Source organism: Pricia sp. (assembly GCF_041745955.1).
GTDB lineage: Bacteria > Bacteroidota > Bacteroidia > Flavobacteriales > Flavobacteriaceae > Pricia.
Genome location: NZ_JBGTHY010000538.1, coordinates 32243 through 53585 on the forward strand (window position 1 = coordinate 32243; position 21343 = coordinate 53585).

The 21343-nt window shown below is 44.7% G+C and carries 21 protein-coding genes; 11 read left to right on the forward strand and 10 right to left on the reverse strand.

Going from position 1 to position 21343, the window contains the following annotated elements; all coding sequences use genetic code 11:
• Positions 1 to 99: 99 nt before the first annotated feature.
• The 4 genes from ACEW8S_RS19225 to ACEW8S_RS19240 all read right to left on the reverse strand — a co-directional run bounded on the left by ACEW8S_RS19225 (position 100) and on the right by ACEW8S_RS19240 (position 4614).
• Complete coding sequence (locus ACEW8S_RS19225) at positions 100 to 1404, reverse strand: peptidoglycan DD-metalloendopeptidase family protein (protein WP_373519724.1); 1305 nt, start codon at positions 1402 to 1404, stop codon at positions 100 to 102.
• 9 nt (positions 1405 to 1413) lie between these two features.
• Positions 1414 to 2376 carry a tryptophan 2,3-dioxygenase family protein gene (locus ACEW8S_RS19230; protein ID WP_373519725.1) on the reverse strand — a complete coding sequence of 321 codons (963 nt, stop codon included), beginning with the start codon at positions 2374 to 2376 and terminating at the stop codon, positions 1414 to 1416.
• A 141-nt stretch (positions 2377 to 2517) separates the two neighbouring features.
• On the reverse strand, positions 2518 to 3369 hold the full coding sequence (locus tag ACEW8S_RS19235; RefSeq protein WP_373519726.1) for a DUF3108 domain-containing protein: 852 nt from the start codon (positions 3367 to 3369) through the stop codon (positions 2518 to 2520).
• Positions 3370 to 3810: 441 nt separating this feature from the next.
• Positions 3811 to 4614 (reverse strand): EcsC family protein, encoded by an 804-nt coding sequence (locus ACEW8S_RS19240; RefSeq protein WP_373519727.1) that lies wholly within the window; start codon positions 4612 to 4614, stop codon positions 3811 to 3813.
• A 273-nt stretch (positions 4615 to 4887) separates the two neighbouring features.
• Here ACEW8S_RS19240 and ACEW8S_RS19245 point away from each other — a divergent pair, with 273 nt between their 5' ends.
• The 6 genes from ACEW8S_RS19245 (at position 4888) to ACEW8S_RS19270 (ending at position 11650) form a co-directional block, all read left to right on the forward strand.
• The gene (locus ACEW8S_RS19245) at positions 4888 to 5565 is read left to right on the forward strand and encodes a hypothetical protein (protein WP_373519728.1); all 678 of its coding nucleotides are present in this window, start codon (positions 4888 to 4890) and stop codon (positions 5563 to 5565) included.
• A gap of 74 nt (positions 5566 to 5639) precedes the next feature.
• Positions 5640 to 6182: a CopD family protein gene (locus tag ACEW8S_RS19250; RefSeq protein ID WP_373519729.1), complete on the forward strand. Its 543-nt coding sequence runs from the start codon at positions 5640 to 5642 to the stop codon at positions 6180 to 6182.
• 97 nt (positions 6183 to 6279) lie between these two features.
• A complete protein-coding gene (locus ACEW8S_RS19255; protein WP_373519752.1) occupies positions 6280 to 7695 on the forward strand; it encodes an ATP-binding protein in 1416 nt (471 codons plus the stop codon).
• A 268-nt stretch (positions 7696 to 7963) separates the two neighbouring features.
• Positions 7964 to 8743, forward strand: a complete 780-nt coding sequence (locus ACEW8S_RS19260) for an enoyl-CoA hydratase/isomerase family protein (RefSeq protein ID WP_373519730.1) — start codon at positions 7964 to 7966, stop codon at positions 8741 to 8743.
• 97 nt (positions 8744 to 8840) lie between these two features.
• Positions 8841 to 10391: a hypothetical protein gene (locus tag ACEW8S_RS19265; RefSeq protein ID WP_373519731.1), complete on the forward strand. Its 1551-nt coding sequence runs from the start codon at positions 8841 to 8843 to the stop codon at positions 10389 to 10391.
• 188 nt (positions 10392 to 10579) lie between these two features.
• On the forward strand, positions 10580 to 11650 hold the full coding sequence (locus tag ACEW8S_RS19270; RefSeq protein WP_373519732.1) for a PA0069 family radical SAM protein: 1071 nt from the start codon (positions 10580 to 10582) through the stop codon (positions 11648 to 11650).
• Here the strand turns inward: ACEW8S_RS19270 and ACEW8S_RS19275 are convergent.
• The 3 genes from ACEW8S_RS19275 to ACEW8S_RS19285 all read right to left on the reverse strand — a co-directional run bounded on the left by ACEW8S_RS19275 (position 11647) and on the right by ACEW8S_RS19285 (position 13714).
• Positions 11647 to 12306: an HD domain-containing protein gene (locus ACEW8S_RS19275; RefSeq protein ID WP_373519753.1), complete on the reverse strand. Its 660-nt coding sequence runs from the start codon at positions 12304 to 12306 to the stop codon at positions 11647 to 11649. The two genes, ACEW8S_RS19270 and ACEW8S_RS19275, sit on opposite strands and share 4 nt — an antisense overlap.
• Position 12307: 1 nt before the next feature.
• Entirely contained in the window at positions 12308 to 13078 is a 771-nt protein-coding gene (locus ACEW8S_RS19280) for a lysophospholipid acyltransferase family protein (RefSeq protein WP_373519733.1), read from the reverse strand.
• Between the two features lie 225 nt (positions 13079 to 13303).
• The gene (locus tag ACEW8S_RS19285; protein WP_373519734.1) at positions 13304 to 13714 is read right to left on the reverse strand and encodes a BrxA/BrxB family bacilliredoxin; all 411 of its coding nucleotides are present in this window, start codon (positions 13712 to 13714) and stop codon (positions 13304 to 13306) included.
• Between the two features lie 207 nt (positions 13715 to 13921).
• Here ACEW8S_RS19285 and ACEW8S_RS19290 point away from each other — a divergent pair, with 207 nt between their 5' ends.
• The 4 genes from ACEW8S_RS19290 (at position 13922) to ACEW8S_RS19305 (ending at position 17505) form a co-directional block, all read left to right on the forward strand.
• Positions 13922 to 14659, forward strand: coding sequence for a TerB family tellurite resistance protein (locus ACEW8S_RS19290; RefSeq protein WP_373519735.1), 738 nt, complete (start codon positions 13922 to 13924; stop codon positions 14657 to 14659).
• 84 nt (positions 14660 to 14743) lie between these two features.
• The gene (locus ACEW8S_RS19295) at positions 14744 to 15331 is read left to right on the forward strand and encodes a HupE/UreJ family protein (protein ID WP_373519736.1); all 588 of its coding nucleotides are present in this window, start codon (positions 14744 to 14746) and stop codon (positions 15329 to 15331) included.
• An 88-nt stretch (positions 15332 to 15419) separates the two neighbouring features.
• Entirely contained in the window at positions 15420 to 15857 is a 438-nt protein-coding gene (locus ACEW8S_RS19300; protein ID WP_373519737.1) for a cytidine/deoxycytidylate deaminase family protein, read from the forward strand.
• Between the two features lie 22 nt (positions 15858 to 15879).
• Positions 15880 to 17505, forward strand: coding sequence for a S41 family peptidase (locus tag ACEW8S_RS19305; RefSeq protein ID WP_373519738.1), 1626 nt, complete (start codon positions 15880 to 15882; stop codon positions 17503 to 17505).
• Positions 17506 to 17717: 212 nt separating this feature from the next.
• On the opposite strand, the gene ACEW8S_RS19310 is transcribed toward ACEW8S_RS19305, so the two are convergent.
• Positions 17718 to 17921, reverse strand: coding sequence for a hypothetical protein (locus tag ACEW8S_RS19310; protein WP_373519739.1), 204 nt, complete (start codon positions 17919 to 17921; stop codon positions 17718 to 17720).
• Between the two features lie 46 nt (positions 17922 to 17967).
• Positions 17968 to 18564: a MarC family protein gene (locus ACEW8S_RS19315; RefSeq protein WP_373519754.1), complete on the reverse strand. Its 597-nt coding sequence runs from the start codon at positions 18562 to 18564 to the stop codon at positions 17968 to 17970.
• Positions 18565 to 18752: 188 nt separating this feature from the next.
• Between ACEW8S_RS19315 and ACEW8S_RS19320 the strand changes: the two genes are divergently transcribed.
• Complete coding sequence (locus ACEW8S_RS19320; RefSeq protein ID WP_373519740.1) at positions 18753 to 19319, forward strand: DUF3109 family protein; 567 nt, start codon at positions 18753 to 18755, stop codon at positions 19317 to 19319.
• A gap of 73 nt (positions 19320 to 19392) precedes the next feature.
• Here the strand turns inward: ACEW8S_RS19320 and ACEW8S_RS19325 are convergent, their stop codons facing one another.
• The gene (locus ACEW8S_RS19325) at positions 19393 to 21315 is read right to left on the reverse strand and encodes a tetratricopeptide repeat protein (RefSeq protein WP_373519741.1); all 1923 of its coding nucleotides are present in this window, start codon (positions 21313 to 21315) and stop codon (positions 19393 to 19395) included.
• Between the last annotated feature and the right edge of the window lie 28 nt (positions 21316 to 21343).

Here is a 21343-nt window from a genome sequence, read left to right on the forward strand (position 1 = left end):
TGAAATTGTTGGTGCAACCCTTAAAAAATTATCAGAGTCCTATGAAAAAAGGGAACGAATCAGCTATTTCGGAACGTGGATATAAAATAAAAAGCAGTCTTATTCGTCGAGCGAGGCCAAATCTTCTGCCCCCACCGCTTCTTCGACCGGCTTTTCAGGATACACCATACAATCGAGTTGGTCTTTGATCGGCGTTATATAGGTGAGATAATCGGGCTGTAAGGTCTCGGCCAGAGGTTCGGCCTTCGGAAGCTCTTCCTTTAACGGATCGACCTGTCTGCCATGTCTCCAAAACCGGTAACAAACGTGGGGACCGCTGGTATTGCCTGTCATACCCACCCATCCGATAACGTCGCCCTGTCTTACGTATTCGCCTTTTTTCACCTTCTGCTTTTTCATATGCAGGTACTGGGTGGAATAGGTGCCGTTGTGACGGATCTTTACATATTTACCATTGCCTCCCTTGCGGGTCGATTCGGTTACGGTACCATCAGCTGTCGCCATAATCGGGGTGCCTACAGGTGCAGCGTAATCTGTGCCCATGTGCGGTCTTACGCGGTTCCCGTAATAACGTATCCTTCGTTTTAGATTATATCTTGAAGATAACCTTCCGAACTCAACGGGCATTCTTAAGAACGTCCTTCTCAGGTTGTTGGCATTTTCGTCAAAATAATCCACAATACTTTTGAGTGAATCATTTTCATAGGCGAACGCATAAATCGGTTTTCCGTTATGTTCGAAATAAGCCGCTTCTACAGGTTCGGAACCCGCATAGATGGAATCGTTAATAAATTTTTCCTTGTACAGCACCTTAAATTTGTCCCCTTTTTGAAGTCTTGAAAAATCTATGGTCCAAGCATAGACACTGGCCAAATTATGGGTCACCATATAATCTATTCCCTGCTGCAACAATGCATCCGATAAGCTTGTTTCTATAACACCGGAAAGTTCTTTCTCTACAAATTTTACTTTTTTTCGTTCTTTGTAAGCCCTTACACTATCCCGTAAATCTACCACCGTATAATTTATTGCGTCGTTCTCATAAATAAAGATCTGTGCGCCCTGTGTGGTGTCTTTTGATTTAAGGATGAGATAGGGATTGCCCACCCGTATTTTTCGTACATCGAAAGTATCTCGGTATTCGTGTGAAATTTTGTAGATTTTCGGATAGTCCACTTTGTGCTGTAACATCAGCTCCCCGAAGCTATCCCCTCTTCTGACCGTGTCTTGCTGCACCGTGAATTCATCGAGGTCGAACCCAAATTGTTTGACTACAGGCTTTTTTATGGGCACAATGGCAGCGACTTCCTTTTTTGATTCCAACAAGCCCGGCCTGGCCTCTTTATGCTCCTTGCAGGAAAAAGATAGCGCCAGTATTAAAATTATGCCCCAGTATTTTTGCATTGTAACTCCTTATTTTTTATTAGGATTAAAGATATGGTCTATCCACTGCTTTCCCCAATCATTTAACTCTTGTTTAGAATATATCTCCGGAAAAAATACGATTTTTTGGAAATCGGGCGGGAGGAATTCCTTCCAATTTGTACCCCCTGTAGCCTCTATTTCGCCCTTGTCGTTGGCCAGATGTCGGTGGGCGGCGCCCATATGCATCAAGGGCCAATTGATGTTCGCATTGGCATCCAATATCTTTAACGCTTCGATGAGCGCTTTATTATCCTTTTTCTCCGGGGGAAGGCCCAAATATTTGTGATAGATCGTATTGTTGTGCACCTGTTTTGAAATACGTATCAACCTTGGGGTATACCGGTATTCGAACTGTTTTAACGTAAGGGTTTTTTCTCCCGTAGCCAAATCCGTGGCTCCTTTTTTCCAATAAATAGCTTCGTAAAGCTCTTCAATGCTATTTTTTGGGGAAAATTGGTCCCGTTTACTGTGGTGCACCAAGTTTTCCAACGGCGTAGCATAGATTTCGATCATACGGAACTGGGCGGACTGAAAGCCGCTGGCCGGAAGCAGTGCCATTCGGTATTGCAGAAACTGCTCGCGCTCCATCCCTTTGATCATAATCCCAAAGGAAGATATCATGGCTTCGTAATAGCTATTGATACGTTTTGCCTTTTGGATAAAAAAATCGAGATTCTGCGAACGGTCGTCGACGAGTTGTTTCTCTTCGTGAAGGATAAGCTTAAAGTACAGCTCGGTAATCTGGTGGTACATGATGAAGATTTCCTCATCGGGAAAATAGGTGCGCGGCTGCTGTAGGCTCAAGAGGGTGTCGAGGTTGATATAATCCCAATAGGTAAGATAGCGTTGGTATAGTAATCCATCGAGATAGGAGCTAAGATCTTGGCCCGAGTCTTTGTATTTGTCCTCAAGTCTTAGAATCTGCCCGTCGATTCGCTCTTTATCCTTCATTATATAGCATCAAGGCACAAATTTAATGGAAACGAAACTTTTTGCCAAGGTCAGTTTAGGAAATAGGATGACTTTGTTCACAACCTCAACCTCATGTCACAATGTAAGTGTGGATAATGTAAGGCTTTCAATAGGATTATTTCAATCCATTATTATCTTGAACTGGTTTTTGAGTCCGTTGTAGGCCTCAAGATCTACCTTGATCGAACCCACCGCCAAATCGGCCTGTATTCTTACAGGGATGCGATTGTCATCGGTAGAAACCCATAACGCGAGGCTTTCTTGCTCTTTAAATATCCTGCCGGACTGTACCAAAGGCCTAAATTTGTAACATTCGACCTTACCGAACTTGGTCCTTAATACTTCGGTTCCCAAATATTTAAGCTTAAAGTCGAAAATGCCGTCATCGTCAAATAACATCTTTAATTTGACCGCCTCGCCCTCTATCAAATCTTTAGGGTCATAGTTGTTTCTCAAATAATAAAAGGCGGACAGAAGATCTTGAATGCTATCCTGCAGATCAAAACTATAGGTTTTTTTGTTCTTTTTATCCTTCAGTACCGCAGTATCCTTTTTATGGTCAAAATGTATTTCGTAATCCTTGATGTATCCGCCCTCATCAATTTTACGGACAAACTTATAGGGTTTCATGTCTTCCATCCCAAAATAGCTTTCATACGTATCGTCTACTTTAAAGAACATACTTGCAAAGCCTGTGGTCGCGCCCTTTCCGACCACATGATAGACCGGCACACCATTAATGGTATTTGATTTTACATGTAAGGTAGCGTAGCTGGCATTCAACAGCCCGTAATGCATACGGAATTTGAGCCACTCGCCCGGTTGAAAAGTCGATTCCTTTTTTGGGTGTTTCCTGTTTTTGCTATTGGATGTATTTTCCCCAGAACTTGACGCAAGGTCACCGGAATCGCTCTGCTGCGCATTGGTCAGCAATCCGAGCGATAAAAAGAACAGCATCAGAACATTCCTCATAGCTTTCAATTTAAAATAAAATTACAAAATGCTTCCCCAAACAATTGTTTAGTAGCTACTACTTAAACAAAATTTATTCCAAAGTATTGTCTGCTTTTCAAGATTTACTTTAATCAAGGGACATTCCCCTGCGTTGGCGTGATCGAGACGTCGGATCGACCAAAAAAAAGCCCTGACAAAATTGCCAGGGCTTTTCCTAAATAACCAACCAAACTTTAAATTATGAAAAACCAATACTTAAAGTTGTAAGGGAACCACCCCTTACACTGACAAATATACGCCTCATTTTCAGAAGGAAAATCGTTTTAACTTACTTTAACTCGTGCCTTAACAAATTTTTAGGCATGGATAAGGAAAACAGGATAGAAAATAGGGATGGGACCAGTGGATATGATGCCCTTTGGATTTGATTCCAGAAAAAAGTAGAATTGCGTTCGATATTTATGTTCGGACCTTAATATCGTTGTAGGCCGCCTCAATCAGTTCTGCCCCATATTGTCGTTCCAATCTGCGGATGCCGAAATGTGCCTGTGCCATATTCTGGAAATGCCGGATGAACGCCAGGTTAATCGCTCCGCCCCCTACCGCCCCGACCACGGGCACCGCCTGTACCACGAATTTTTCGGAAACCTGAATACTAAACCGGGAAGCCACCACGGCAAGCAGTCGTAGCATCGGTTGGGAAGCCCCGACCAAAAGGCCTTCCACCAATTTGCTCGTAGAACCCTTCACGGCGGCGTTCAGGGCAAGGCGGCTAGCGAAATATCCCGTATCCAAGCTGTCGTCGTGTTTGGTCTTTCCGCCCAGGGCAAACACCTGTAGACATGCGAGTTGGGTGTCGAGGGTATTCAAATCTTCGCCCTCGCTACGGGCGATATCCATAATCGAGCGCATCATCAATTTGGTGGTAAGGCCGAGATCAATGGCAAAGGCAATGGCCCCGAAAGCGCCGCCGAGAATTCCCGATGAGGTTACCATGGCCTTATATGCGTTGTTGAGCGGCGATGTTTCAACCTTATCCCATTTCATCGAGAGCAGATTGGTTTCCACTACTTTTTGTAATACCTTGAAACTGATCTGCTGAAGCCACTTTTGCTGCTTTTCCGGCAATAGTTTTACCCGGCCATCGATAAAACTTCCCATTTTGTTCAGGCCTTCCATGGCCCAACCGATGTCTTCCATTTTTTGTTTGGCGGTGCGGAGGGTCAAATGGTCTTTGGGGTCGAGGGTTTTCTTTGAGGTCATATAATACATCTTGAGGTTGAAGAAGTGTTGGATCGAATAGCACAAAAATATAGTAGTTTTCCGAGGTTTTATATGCTCGATCGAAATGTTTTACCATTTCTGGGTATGTGATAGTTCAATCAACCTTTCATCTAAAAGTGGCTTTATAACTGTTACCTTTTTTCAGTAGTCGCCATTAGTAATTGCAGATCAGATAATTTATGGATACCTCCAATAGAAACACAACCCCCTTTTGATTATATTTGATGCTCCCTGAACTTAGAGCATACCTATATGAAACCTGAACAGATTTTCATTTTCGTAATGTTGCTGTGTGATACAAGTATACATGCCCAAACATTTTACAAGATCGAAAATGATGTGGTCGACGAAAGCACCCTAAACGAGGGACTTGACTTGATGGCACAGGAGTATAGCCAACAGATCGTTACGTATAAAACCTTCGAAAGGGTGCAGGCCCAAGATTCGGTTATCGAGAACATTTCTATTGTGGTACTTGATGAAGAGGATGATGATCGGGTATACCGCGTCTTTGACTTTTTGGGAAAGCCGTTACCGGGATTTAGTTTTGAGGATGATAGGGGAATGGCGGTTACCAATACTGATTTTCTGGGAAAATATACAGTGTTGGGCCTTTATAAAGAACCCGGGCAGCTGCGGAATTCCTATATTAAAGCTATGAACGACCTCATAGAAACCGGACGGTATAATGCCGTAGCGCTTATTGCCAAGAACGGGGCGAAGAAAATCACACGCAAAGCGGATTTCCCCATCTTAAACGAGTGTATCGGGTGGTATATCGAGAACCTTTCCATTCCCGAATCCCCCAAATTTCTAGTGCTTGACGAAAAAGGGAAGCTCCGGTTTATCTTTCAGGATTTTCCCGATAAAAGAAGTACCAATCAACCCATCGATTCGAGGATAATGGCGATTTTCGATATTTTGAAGTAGTCCTTGGGAGTTAATCGGTATCGGTTAACAGGTATTGGCTAACTTTGAACCTTTAACCTGTAACTCGAAGCCTTTTGTACGACTACGTCAAAGCCCTGCACCTGATTTTTGTGATTACCTGGTTCGCAGGGCTGTTCTACATTCCACGTCTTTTTATCTACCATATCGAGGCATCCCAAAAAACATCCCCCGAAAAGGAAATACTGACCGAACAATTGCAATTGATGGCCAAACGCCTGTGGCATATCATCACTTGGCCTTCCGCTATTTTAGCGACCCTCTTTGGGGTCTGGCTACTGATTCTCATGCCGGGTTGGCTTCAACAACCGTGGATGCACGTTAAACTAGGCTTTGTTGTGCTTTTGATGGTCTACCACCTTAAAAACCATCAAATTTTCAAGCAATTGCAGCGCAACGAAGTCAAATATACATCGAACTTTATGCGTATCTGGAACGAAGGTGCAACCCTTATTCTCTTTGCCATTGTATTTCTGGTCATCCTTAAAAATGCTTTCAATTGGATTTTTGGGGTGGTCGGTATCGTAGTGTTGGGGATTCTTTTGGTGCTTGGGATCAAGCTTTACAAACGGATTAGGAAGAGGAATCCGAATGCCTGACCCTTGCACTTTTTTTGGTTCAATATTTGCTAACTTAGTAACAAAATCCAACCCCTTGTTCACAAAACTTTCCCTAAGATCGCGCATATTCGTGTCCATGATCCTGTTGGTGGTCATCTCTTCGGTACTGATTGCGGGGGTTGCCATATTTCAGTCCCGCGAACAGGTACGGGACTATCACCAAGAGCGATTGGAGCGTAAGGAAGAGCAGGTGCGGCAAAGTGTCGAATATGCCCTACAAGGCACTACATACCCAGTTACAACCGAAAATTTAGGGTTGATTTTCTATGAGCAGATCTATCAGATCGCCAACGTTCAAAACCAACGGTTGAACATCTATGATCTTGAGGGACAGCTAATCAAAAGTTCAAGGGCCAAGTTCGAAACCGATTCGATTTCCAATTGTTTGGATTATCACATTCTCAAAAGATTGGAGGCCAGCCCTGACAACCGTTATGTGGAAGAAAAAGCCCTGGCCGGCGATAACTATCGCGCATCCTATACCTACATCAAGGACAGAAGGTTTAAACCTATCGGTATATTAAATTTACCCTACTACGAAGACGATTCGTTCAACAACATGGAACTGCGAGAGCTGCTAATGCGCCTGGCCGCTGTGTACTTTTTGATGTTATTGGTCGCCATCGGATTGGCCTATTTTATATCGACCTACATCACCCGTTCGTTACAGACCATATCGGACAGGCTCGATCAGACCGATCTAACCAAAAGCAATCAGAAGATAATGATTGAGAACCCCAGTGAAGAAATAAAAAAATTGGTCGATTCATACAATGCCATGATCGACGAGCTTGAACATAGTGCTGTCAAATTGGCCCGAAGCGAACGCGAACAGGCATGGCGCGAAATGGCAAAACAGGTGGCCCATGAAATCAAGAACCCGTTGACACCCATGCGGTTGAGCGTACAGAGCTTTGAACATAAATTCGACCCGAAAGATCCGGATATCCAAAAAAAGGTGGCCGAGTATTCCAAGACCCTGATCCAACAAATCGACACCATGAGCAGTATCGCCTCCGCCTTTTCAAATTTTGCCGAAATGCCCGCACAACAGAACGAAACCCTTGATGTGGTGCATGTCGTTAAGCTTGCACTTGATATTTTCAATGAAGAATACATCCACTTTATCTCCGAGGAAGAAGAACTTATCGCCACGTTAGATCGCACCCAGCTGATCCGCGTGGTGACGAATTTGGTGAAAAATGCCATTCAAGCCCTGCCAGAGGTAGAATCACCGCGTATTTTGGTATCCGTTGCCGCCGATGGCGATTTTATCAAAATCTGCGTGGCGGACAACGGCATCGGTATCGAAGAAGGGTATAGGGAGAAGATCTTCGAGCCCAAGTTCACCACCAAATCGAGTGGTATGGGCCTTGGCCTGGGCATGGTGAAGACCATTGTAGAAACCTATAAGGGCAGTATCGATTTCACTTCTAAACTTGGTAAAGGCACGGTGTTTACGGTGCGGTTTCCAAAAGTATGTGCCCCATGATTCCGATTTACAATGTTCTTTATGACGTAAACGACTACAATTTTTCGACTTGAACCGAAAAAATAATAGGATTGTTTCTGGCTGGGAATGAACTACCTTGATGCAAACCTCCGGGGTATGAAATTCCAAAAAAAGCAATTTCCAAGAAATATAAAATACGATGCAAGCATCCGGAAATTAAACCCTTAGAGATTAAATTTTGGAATTTTAGGTCTAAAGTAAGATTGTCAAATAAAAAATGAGTGAATAATACATAACCCGATATCATATGAACTATAGCAACATCGTAGTAACAGAAAACGAATCAATCGCCACCATAACCATCGACCGCCCCAACAAACTCAACGCCTTGAACCGTGATACGATCCAAGAATTGCACAAGGCATTCAAGCGGCTTGAATCCGAAAAAGAAATCAACGTCATCATTTTGACCGGCAGTGGCGAAAAAGCCTTTGTGGCCGGGGCAGATATCTCCGAATTTGCGGATTTTACAGAGAAAGAAGGGGGCAAACTTGCGGCAAAAGGACAAAAACTATTGTTCGATTTCGTAGAGAACCTATCCAAACCGGTAATCGCCGCCATCAACGGTTTTGCCTTGGGCGGTGGACTGGAACTGGCCATGGCCTGCCATTTTCGGATAGCCAGTGACAATGCCCGAATGGGGCTCCCAGAGGTATCGCTTGGCGTTATCCCAGGATACGGCGGTACCCAGCGTTTACCGCAGCTTATCGGCAAGGGAAGGGCGATGGAACTGATCATGTCCGCCGGAATGATCGATGCAGACCGTGCCCAGGATTATGGCTTGGTTAACCATGTGGTATCCCAAGAAAATCTGCTGCCCTTCTGTGAAGATCTGGCGGGCAAGATATCGAAAAACTCCCCTGTTGCTATCAGCCATGCAATAAAAGCGGTAAATGCGGGTTTTAAGAATACCGATGGATACTCCGCTGAGATCAAAGCTTTTGGACAATGTTTTGGTACCGCCGATTTTAAGGAAGGTACTTCAGCATTTTTGAACAAGCGCAAGGCCGATTTTCCGGGGAAATAGCGAACGAAAAATTCAACCAATATGTAAATCCGCCAGCTGACAGATTCTAAATCCCAAATCAGGATCTTTATAATCGGACGTATTAAAAATCCTACTTATGAAAACTTCCCAGGGTCTTGCCCCCCTATTCCTTTTTACCGCGCTGAACATTTGCACCGCCCAGGATATCCCCGTAGGATATAGCCTTGGCGAAAATTATTCCGATAGGTATAAATATTCCACCTTGCTCGCCAGTGATAGCTCCGCCGAAGACGAAACCGTTTTCGTACGCACCTATTACGGAGGGTATCCCTTGAGTCCAAAAGGGTATTTCATAGAAATCTACGATGCCGAGCTCAACTTGGTTCGGGACTATAATTACGAATATGCCGGAGAGCACATGGTCGACGGTTTTGTGAAAAACGGACAACTTTACCTGCTCGAACTTATCTATAATGTCGGGCAAGAGGCCTATCAGTATGTGGTACACCAAAGCCCGTTGCATGATTTTAATTTTACGGAACGGGTGCTGCTTTCGATTCCTTCGAAAGAAGTGGGCAGCCCGCTTGCCGTCAGCAAATACAACCAGAAATTTGGCAACGGATTTTCAACGGCGGTCCATTTCAACGATGCCCGTTCTGCCTTCGCCATTACCGTACACCACCGCGAGGGTAGGGACGAAAAATACCATTTGTACCTCTACGGAACGGACTTAAAACAGCAATTGAACCATGATTTTACGGCACGAATTGCCGATAAAAACTATGCCTTCGAGAATATCGAGGTGTCAAAAGACCTAAAGACACTCTATTTGACGGGAAAGGCCTTCTTTACAAAACGCCGTTTCGAAACCACCGAAAGACGGTTTCAATACGAGCTGGTCAAAATCAACGCTGCCGGACATCAGATTCAAGAATTCAACGACACCGGCAGATTTCCAGAATCGCTAAAACCCATACTGTCCGACGGGGGCCTTAAGGTCGTGGGTTTCTATGCCGACCGAAAGGACAACCGCTATAACGGATTGGTCTATTTCGATTTGGATGCCAATTCGCTCAACATCAAGAACAAAAAATACAATCCGTTTTCAGATCAGTTTATGATAGACAAATTCGGCCGTGAAGTCGATGCGGAACTCAAAAACCTGATTTTTAAGGATATTCATATCACGCCCGAAAACGGTATCCTATTCAGTGCCGAAGAGTACTATGTGACCAAGGGAGAAGATATTTCCGGAGGGGGTACCCAGATTACCGACCGCTATCATTACAACGACATCGTAACCGCAAAACTGGATGCCTCCGGTGAAATGGAATGGGCACGGAACATCAATAAGTCCGAAGTCACCCAAGGCGATGCTTCCTATGCCTCTTATACCGCCTATGGCAGTGGTACCGACATGTATTTCTTCATTAATTCAGGCGAAAATCCGCAGAAAATGAGCAACGAACGTATTATTTTTAAACAGGGCTACAGCCGTAACCCGAATATGTTTGTTATCAAGGTCGATGGCAAGGGCGACCTATCCCATAAAAAATTAGTGGATGATAAAGATGTGCGCCTACCCATCATGGTCTCACGGGCTTTAATCGATAAATCTGCGGATAATCTCCTGTTTTATGCAAAACGAGGGAATAGGAAGCAATTGGTGCGGGTTTCGATGAAGTAGGGACATGAAGGAGGTTTTAATTCAACATTTCAATCAGCTTCAAGCAACCCTTCCGCCTACGTCGTCTTGTATTCCTCTCAGTCGTGTCTCCCTCGTCGGATGCAAATAAAATAGGGAGGACAATAAAATTAACTTTTATAAATCAATTATATAGGATTTATTCCATAAATTTGGAATAAATCCATAAATTGAATTCCGATAATTTTATAAAAGGCAGGGGCGCCCAACAAAATACGCCCAATCGATTCTTCGAAAACCATCACGAAACACGGGATGATTTTCTGGAATTCTGCCGTCTTGAAGGCGAGGAGGCGGACAAACACAAAACGCAGTACATCCCGATTTTCCCAAAAACCATTGTCAATAAAGTTACGAGTCCCGATGTGGGGATGATGTATTCCATGAACCCATATCAAGGTTGTGAACATGGCTGTATTTACTGCTACGCGCGCAACACGCACGAATTTTGGGGGTACGGCCCGGGCTTGGATTTCGAGCGCAAGATTTTAGTCAAAAAAGCAGCTCCCGATTTGTTGGAGGCCAAACTGAAAAGTAAACGTTGGGAGGCCAAAACTATCGTTCTATCCGGCAATACGGATTGCTACCAACCGGTGGAGAAAAAATTCGGAATTACCCGCGCTTGTCTTGAGGTTTTCCAGAAATTCCGACATCCCGTGGGGATAATTACCAAAAACTCGCTGATTCTTCGGGATTTGGATATTCTAAAGGAACTGGCCAAAGACCGACTGGTCGGTGTCAACGTTTCGGTCACCTCCCTGTCGGAAGAAACACGCCGTATCTTGGAACCCCGAACGGCAAGCATCAAAAAACGGCTGGAGACCATCCAGATTTTATCCGAAAACAATATTCCCGTAAACGCAATGTTGGCCCCGATCATTCCGGGCATCAACAGCCACGAGATCATGAGCTTGGCCAAGGCGGTTTCCGATAACGGGGCGCGCTCTTTTGCCTTTACCGTCGTACGGCTAAACGGGGCGATCGGCGGTATTTTCACCGATTGGATAAAAAAAGCCCTTCCCGACCGGGCCGATAAAGTGCTGCATCAAATCGGGGAATGCCATGGCGGTAGCCTGAACGATAGCAGGTTCGGCATCCGTAGCGGTGAAGGCAAGATTGCGACGCAAATACACGATCTAGTGCGTCTGGCGCGCCATACCTATTTTAAGGACAAAAGTTTTCCTGATTTGAACCATGACCTGCATGAGCACTACAAAAGCGGTCAGATGCGATTGTTTTAGAGGGGATCCCATTCCCTATAGAATTGTTTTAGGTACTCCATCATGTACCGATGGCGTTCCTCGGCCAGTTGCTTCCCGGTTTCGGTATTCATTTTATCCTTCAGCAAAAGTAGTTTTTCATAAAAGTGGTTGACGCTCGGGGCGGTGCCGGTCTTGTATTCTTCCTTGGTCATTTTAAGGTTCGGGGCGATTTCAGGGTTATAGATTTCCCGATTTTTGAAGCCTCCGTAATTGAAGGTGCGAGCAATGCCTATGGCTCCCATGGCGTCTAGACGATCGGCATCTTGAACGACCTCTAGCTCCTTCGACCGGAACTTGCGACCCCGCTTCTTTTGTAGGCTGTTCTTGAACGACATGTTTTTTATGATCTTGACCACATGGCCGATGGTTTTTTTCTTGACCTTGAGCTCCCCTAAAAAGCTTTCCGCCATTTCAGGGCCGATGGTTTCGTCGCCGTCATTGAACTTGGCGTCTGATATATCGTGCAAAAGTGCGGCCAGACTGACGACCAGAACATCTACCTTTTCATCCTTAGCTATAAATAAGGTATTTTTGAAAACACGTTGAATATGAAACCAATCGTGCCCACCTTCGGCCCCCAACAAGGTTTCCTTGACAAAGGCGATAGTCTGTTCTACAATCTCGCTATCGGTCATCTTAGGCATCGGTCGCGTCATTTATTTGTGATTTTGTTGCAAAGGAAGTTATTCCCGAGACTACTGCATTTTCTGTGGATGCTATGACGGCGTCCAAATTATTAGTGACTTCGATGGCCTGGTGCACCTTAAATCCGATATGGTTGCCAATACCATTGGGGAACTTGCCATAGCGCAACATTTTCCAAGAGTTATTGATACTAATCGGCACCACCAAGGCCGATGGTGCATTCTTCATCAAAACTTTCAGTCCGATTACCTTAAAGGGTTTAGGATGTCCGGTCAGACTGCGCGTACCCTCTGGAAATATGACCGCACTTCGATTGTGCTCTTCTATATATCTTCCCAATTTGGCAATCTCATTCAACGATTGCCTGCCATCCTTGCGGTTTATTAAAACGGAACCGCCGTGCCGCAAATTATAGGAAACACTGGGTATACCCTTACCCAATTCGCTTTTACTCACAAATTTGGGATGCCACTTGCGCATAAACCAAATCAAAGGGGGAATATCATGCATACTCTGATGATTCGGAACGATTATCAATGGTCGGTCGGTCGGCAGATCGTACGGATTTTCAAATCGGTACGTAGTTCCCAAAAAAAGGGTAGTCCGCATAAGGCAAAGGTTCAGCAGGGCAACACTTTTGCGATGTGCTTCATAACCAAAAAGGGTATAACAGACCCATTGTACCGGATGAAACACCAATAAGGCAAGACTAAATGCCATCAGGTAGAGCACGCTCAAGGGATATGCCAATAACTTCTGCATGCTGCAAAAATAAGATACTGGCGATATTTTCGGAAAGAAAAAAGAGAATAGAATTTGGGTGCTCGGTGCTCGGTGCTCGGTTCAAAATAAAATAAGGAAACAAAAAAGTCAAAAAAAAGACCATTCATTTTGGGAATGGTCTTTCGATGCTTTTCGTGACTCCCTCCTTCTTGCATCCGACAGGCGATAGCGAGAGGAATGCAAAGGCTGTGGGGGGACCTTACTCTAGCAAAACTCGTTATACGCCCCCGTCAAATTCTCGGCAATCATCTCAGCGGGCCGGCCTTCAATATGGTGACGCTCGATCATATGCACCAACTCGCCGTCTTTGAACAAGGCGATGCTAGGGGATGATGGGGGAAAAGGCACCATCAAATCCCTTGCGGCCTTCACCGCCTCGACATCGACACCGGCAAAAACCGTAACCGTATGGTCGGGCTTTTTGGCGTTGTGCAGGCTCAATTTCGCTGCAGGTCTTGCGTTTGCCGCGGCACAACCACACACCGAATTGACAACAACCAAGGTTGTACCTGGTTTGTTGATTGCGTTTTCGACCGCTCCGGCCGTATGTAATTCTTCGAACCCGGCCGAGGCCAAGTCGTCTCTCATTGGTTTTACTAATTCTGCGGGATACATAGTTTTTTATTTTTTATTTGGAAAACAAAGATACTGATTTAGTCGTGTTTTATAGGATTACTTAACGTTTCGTTCGGAAATCGGTTGACATTAGCGGCATATAGACCGAAATGGTTCAAGGTACAATTCTCCTACTTGAATTTTACCCTGCCAACTGCTACGGCCTACTGTTTACTTTTAATATCTTTGCCCAAATTTTTGAACGACATGATCAAATGGTTCGCTGCCATCGCAGGATATTATCTTTTTCGGTTTCCCGGGGCGATTATCGGGTTTTTAATAGGCAGTTTTATCGACAACCTTAGCAAAAAAGGTGGCGGGGCAAAGACGATATTTAGCGATATGACGAGGCAGAGCGTCTCCCCTGCCGATTTCGAACTTAATCTGCTATCGCTATGTTCCCTAGTAATTAAAGCGGACGGACAGGCCAGCCAGCGCGAAATGGACTACGTTCGCCAATACTTCCTCAGCACCTATGGCAAAGAAAAGGCCAATGCCATTTTTAGGACATTTAATGAGGTGGTCAAGAAACGGGAAATATCCGCCCAACGAATATGTGCTTTTTTGAACCAGCGCACACGCTATGAAGTCCGTCTTCAACTGTTGCACTTCCTTTTCGGATTAGCACAGGCCGATGGTTCGGTCAGTAATCCCGAAATTGAAAAGATTCGTGAAATTGCGGGATATCTACGGGTCGGGGCACGCGATTTCGAGAGCATCAAGGCCATGTTCATCAAATCGGCCAACAACGCCTATAAAATTCTTGAAATCGAAAAATCGTCTACCGATGATGAAGTTAAAAAAGCTTATCGTACTATGGCCAAAAAGTACCATCCCGACCGGGTCAACACCGAAAACGAAGCCATCAAACGAGGTGCCGAAGAGAAATTCAAGGAGGTACAAAAAGCCTATGAAGAAATTCAATCCGAGAGGGGAATCGGGTAGTTGGGCAGTTGCACAGTAGGCAGTTTCCGTTCAAGGTTTATTTTTTTTATTGCCTACCGTAACTGCCACTGAATACTGACAAACATGCAAGACTTCTGGTTCTACATAAAACTCGGACTTGACCACGTGCTCGATATCAACGCTTACGACCACATTCTGTTCTCGACGGCATTGGCGTTACCATTTACGTTCAAAAGTTGGAAAAATGTCGTTGTTCTCGCTACGATATTTACAATAACCCATTGCGCCTCGCTGGCGGTGAGCTCCTATGATCTGGTAGTTATCGATTCCGGACTTATCGAATTTTTGATTCCCGTTACGATCGTGATGACCGCCATTCTCAACCTTTTATATGTCAAGTCGGGCTCAAAGGGCAACAATATTTGGCTGCATGTGCTCGCCACCGCTTTTTTCGGATTGATTCACGGATTCGGTTTCAGCAACTATTTTAAGATGTTGATGATGGAAGAAGATGATATCCTATCCCCTTTGTTGGGTTTTGCCCTAGGCATCGAAGTTTCACAGGTGATTATCGTACTCTCTATATTGGTCGTTTCCCTTCTCGTTTCATCCCTTACAAAAGCGAAACATCCCGATTATGTCGCCATTTTATCCGTTTCGATTATCCTCTTGACCATCCCTATGTTCATTGAAACTTTTCCCTTTGCCTGACCGCTCATCGATTTTCACGTAAAATTAACCCCTTATTATTGTTAGGATGCCACAAAGCGGCTACCTTAGTAATCTTTCCCAAAGCGGAATGAAAGAAAGTAAACAGAAAAAATACGATAAAGCTTACTTGCGCATGGCACAGGAATGGGGCAAGCTTTCCTATTGTAAACGCAGGCAGGTGGGTGCCATTATCGTTAAGGACAGGATGATTATTTCCGATGGGTATAACGGCACACCTACAGGATTCGAAAATATCTGCGAAGATGAAGAAGGATATACCAAATGGTATGTTTTGCACGCGGAAGCCAATGCCATAAGCAAAGTAGCCGCTTCCACCCAATCGTGCGAAGATGCCACCCTGTACATAACCCTATCCCCTTGCCGGGAATGCAGTAAACTTATACACCAATCTGGCATAAAACGTGTAGTGTACCAGGTTGCCTATAAAGATGGTTCGGGATTAACTTTTTTGGGCCGGGCCGGGGTCGAGCTCGTTCACCTGCCCGAAATCAAAACTTTAGCCTAAAATTTAATAGCCCCATACACCTATGAAACGAAAACACAGCTATATTTGGCCGACCATCATAGCCGCGGCACTGGCCTTGGGCATCTTCGTGGGTGGCAAACTGCATTTCAACGATTCCCCCGAAAAACTTTTCAGTACCAATTCCAAAAAAGATAAGCTCAATCGGCTCATCGATTATATCGACTACGAATATGTCGATGACATCGATACCGATAGTATTGTCGATGTTACGGTAAATCAAATACTGGAAAAATTGGATCCGCATTCCGTATATATCCCAAAAGATGAAATGGGAAGGGTATCCGAGAACATGAAAGGGGATTTTGTGGGTATCGGCATCAATTTTTATCCCTATAAAGATACCATTGCCGTTATACGCACCATACCTAAGGGTCCTAGCTCCCTAAACGGAATTAAGGCGGGAGATCGCATTTTGATGGCCGATAACGATACCCTATATGGCAAAGATTTCGCCAGCAATGCCATCGTTAGCAAACTAAAGGGAAAGAAAGGCAGTTCCGTAAAATTGAAAATCTATAGAAAGAGCAACGACAAAACTTTTACCGTACATGTTAAACGGGGCCTGATCCCCATAAAAAGTGTGGAAGCCTATTTTATGTTAACGGACGATATGGGCTATATCAAGATAAACCGTTTTGCGGAGTCTACCTACAAAGAATTCAAGTCCGCTTTAAACACATTGCGCAAACAGGGCGCCAAAAAACTGACTTTAGACCTTAGGGACAACCCCGGGGGCTATTTGGGGGTTGCCGAGCAACTGGCCGATGAGTTTTTACAGGATGATAAATTGATTCTTCTCACCAAGAACAAAAAAGGAAAGATCGATAAGATCCGCGCTACCGAAAAGGGAAGTTTCGAAAACAAGCCCGTCTATGTCCTGATCAATGAACGTTCCGCCTCGGCCAGCGAAATCATTGCTGGCGCACTTCAAGATAACGATATCGGCACCATAGTCGGCCGCCGCTCCTTCGGCAAGGGACTCGTACAGCGCGAAATGGAACTGGGCGATGGATCTGCCGTGCGATTGACCGTTTCAAGATATTATACGCCCACGGGACGCAGCATCCAAAAATCGTATAAAAACGGGACCAAGGATTATTATCAAACCTTTACCGACCGATATCACAGTGGGGAAATGATTTCGGTGGATAGCATAAAAGTGGCGGATTCGTTAAAATTCACAACCCCTAAAGGTAAGGTAGTCTACGGCGGCGGCGGTATTATTCCCGATGTTTTCGTACCGATCGGTACGAATGAGGCGGAGGCCGTTGAAAGTATGGACAGTTATGGCTGGATTTCCTATTTTATCTTTGAACATTTGGATGGAAACAGAAAACAATATGCAGATTATTCGGAACAGGAGTTTATCAAAGATTTCTCGGTAGACGATATTCTATTCGAAGACTTCGTGGATTACTCCCTTCAACGAAACCTCAAGATGAATTTCTACGATTATGAAAGTCCTATAAAAACATATCTGAAAGCGGCCCTGGCCGAGCAGATATTCGGTGCCAACGTCCATGCCCAGATAAAAAGTTCGGAAGACGCGATGCTGAAAAAAGTCCTGGAATTAGACAACCCAGTTTTCAACCAAGAGGATGCCGAGGCTATCGAGGCGAAAAACTGAACTCCCTCGATGAAAGCATCCGAAGTATCAAATTCCAAAAAAAGCAAATTCCAAATTCCAAGAAATAGAAAATACAATGCAAGCATAGGGGGATTATACCCCTAGGGTTTAAAACACTTTGGGTTTTGCGCCATTAGCACGCACGTTGTACCCCAAATGCTTCTTTCTTGCGGTCTGCGCAGGGGGATAAGCGCATGGCAACCAGGGTCGCATTACTTCCCCTCAATTTTCCGTTGGATCTTTTTGCTCGTTCTGAAAATGAGCAATAGCGCAATAGCGCATAGCGGTGCCAAAATGCCGATTAGGGCCACAGTGCTATCCCCTTCAAAAGGGTTTTGAAAATCGACCATCGTAACGTTGTAGGCCATAAGCGCCAAGGCCAGAAGTATTAGAATTATGTTCAGTGTTTTGTTCATGTTACTATCTTAAGGGTAAATACGCGGTGCTTTGTGGCCGCAAGGTTTATTGGGATAGGGGGGTTAAAAACAGTTGATTAATGTTGGTCGCGAACAACTTCACTGCGATCGCCAACAAAATCACCCCAAAAACCTTCCGGATGACACTGAGGCCGTTTTTGCCCAGTACTTTTTCGATCCGTTTTGATGATTTTAAAACCAGATATACAAAGACCGTATTTGTAATAATGGCAACGATGATGTTTTCCACGTGATATTCCGCACGTAGCGATAATATGGCGGTCAACGTACCCGCCCCGGCTATCAAAGGGAAAGCAATGGGCACTATCGAGGCACTTTCAGCTTCTTCTTCACGGTAAAGGCTTATCCCCAAAATCATTTCGATGGCCAAAAAGAAGATTACAAATGCTCCCGCCACGGCGAACGAATAAACATCGATACCGATAAGTTTTAAAATTTCCTCCCCGACGAACAAGAAGGCCACCATAATTACCGCGGAAACAACGGAAGCCTTTTCCGATTGGATATGGCCCACCTTTTTTCGCAATCCGATAATAATAGGTATACTGCCTAAAATATCGATAACCGCAAAAAGCACCATGGTCGCCGTGGCGATTTCCCGAAAATTGAAATGGAATTCCATATTCATCTACAAAATTTTGGTCTCATTTACCCTTTTTCGTTTACCTAAAGGTTTCCTGAGCGTAATGCAAGGAAAATTTTCGGCAAAATTACATCTTATGAATAGGTTTCTTGTAGGAAAATCCGAATTAATTACGCTTCGTAAATCCCCTACGGAAAAGCTATCTTTGCGCATCAAAAATTCCAAAAATGTTCCAGCTAGGAAAAACCATAGTATCCGAAGATATTATCGAGAAGGATTTCGTCTGTAATCTAACGGCGTGTAGAGGCGCATGCTGCATCGACGGTAATGCCGGGGCGCCCATTGAAGACAGCGAGACCGAAATTCTGGTCGACATCTACAGCAAGGTGAAGCCCTTTTTACGGCAAGAGGGCATCGACGCCATCGAAGAACAGGGGGCCTTTGTCAAGGGTGAGGATGGGGAATGGGAAACCCCCTTGGTCGATAATAGTGAATGCGCCTATGTGACCTTTACCAAGAACGGAACGGCAAAATGCGGTATCGAAGAGGCCTATGAACAAGGTGTCATAAAGTGGAAGAAACCGGTCTCGTGCCACCTCTATCCCGTTCGGGTTCGGGAATATACCGAACTCACCGCCGTGAACTACCACAAATGGCAAATCTGCGACCCCGCCTGCGCCTTGGGTGAAGAACTGCAAGTGCCCATTTACAAGTTCGTAAAGGAAGCCTTGATCCGTAAGTTCGGGACCGATTGGTATGCGGAACTAGAACAGGTTGCGTCGGAACATAGATAAAGTACCCAATCCCTGGTCGGCCGATATATAACCGGATTGGGTTTTGGAATTAGGGATTTATTGCTTCGAGTCTTCAAGTAGTTGGAAGATGTAGCACCACCTTGGTACCGCTAGCCTCTCCGCTTTTATCATATAAGTCGACAATCTCTAAATCAAAAGAATTTTGATATTCTTTGGCAAAGTTGGCCAGGCGCTCTTTGGTAATATCGATACCTACCGATTTTCGCTTCAATACTTTATTCGCCTTTAACTTTTCGGAGGCAGATCTACCAATACCGTTATCTATGATGGCGATATGAATATATCCTTTCTTATCACTCGAAATATGCAAGTTGATATTTTTTTCGCCCTCCTTGCTTGACAATCCGTGCCAAAGGGCATTTTCGAGAAAGGGCTGTAAAATTAAAGACGGAATGCGCACCGTGTGGACATCGATATCGCTATCAACGCAGATATCAAAATTTATTTCATTGGAAAAACGGATGTTCTCGATGGTCATATAAAGTTCTACGGTCTCCAGTTCTTCGGCCAACGGAATTTCCCGAACCGAGGATGATTCCAGAATTTTTCGCACCAGCTTTGAAAATTTGTTCAGGTAATGCACGGCATTTTTCTGTTCGTTGTTGATGATGTACAGTTTAATGGAATTCAGCGAATTGAACAAAAAATGCGGATTCATCTGACTACGGAGCATGCTCTGTTCCAAGGTCAACAATTTCTTTTCGTTCTTGAGCTGGTACTGTCGGTACAGAATATAAAAAATGCCCGCCAACAATGCCAGGGCAATACCGCTTATGAGTAAGGTAGTTTTGGTCGTGCGCAGCTGCATTTCATTCGTACGAAGTTTCATTTCGTACATTTCGTTCTTTTGGGACAATGCTTGCAGGTTGTTGCTGTCCTTCACCGAATTATATCGTAAGATGATATCGTTAACATACCGAACGGTACCCTCGTTCAAGATCTGTTCATCGATTTGATCCGCTTTTAATTTATGACCCAGCGCTTTTTTATAATCGCCGATATGACCATAAAGCTCCGATAAAAGATGATTGGCCCGTGCGGATGCCTCTTGCAATTTTAATGAATCGGCCAGTTTTAGGCCTTGGAGCATATACTCTTCCGCCTTCCCAAATTGCCCGGATCGCATTTGTGCCCAACCCATATCGATGTAAACAGGAGCGATCAAAAATCCGTCTCCCAATCTTTGCGCCACGGGCAAGGCGGTTTTGAGCAAGCTTAGGGCGTCATCCGTCAGGTTCTGTTTCAGGTAAACCTGTGCGATACTGGTCTTACAGATCACACGGCCCATATCGTTATCTATCTGTTCATCATAGGCCAACGAGGTACGGTAATTCTCCAGGGCCAGATCGAGTTGGCCCTGCTCTTCAAGACATCTTCCGATATTTTGATAATTGACAGCAAGCCCACGGGTATTGCCAAGTTCAGCTTCAAGCTTCAGGGATTTCTCAAAGTAGTCAATGGCCTGATCGTACTGCTTAAGCATCAGATAGAGGTGGCCGATGCAGTTGAACGAAACGTTGATGCTTCTTTTTAGACTTTCCGATGGATTTTTAACAGTTTGGGCCAGTTCTAGGGCCCTCTGATTATAATCCATGGCCATGCGAATGGAAGATATTCTGCGATAGACCACTCCCAGATTGTTCAGGCTATATACCCTAAAATCCAGATTATCGGCCTTTTCGGCAATGGCGAGCGCCTCTTCGTGCAAGGTTATGGCCATGTCATATTGCGAGATATTGCGATAGGTCCTGCCGAGTTCGTTAAGGGCGTATGACTGTCCGGCCGCATAGCGATTGACGGCCGAGGTGTTGGCAACATGGCGCATGAGAAGTGTGTCGTTCCTGTTTTGATCCAATATTCCGTGGATATCGGCAAAGGCGACCGGTTTGGCCTGTACCAAACTGTCGACGGTCTCTAAAAAAGTATCGGGAATGGATTGGGCATATCCCCCCAGAAATAAAAAAAAGAAAAACACGGGAACACAAAGTTGCGCGGAATGCAAA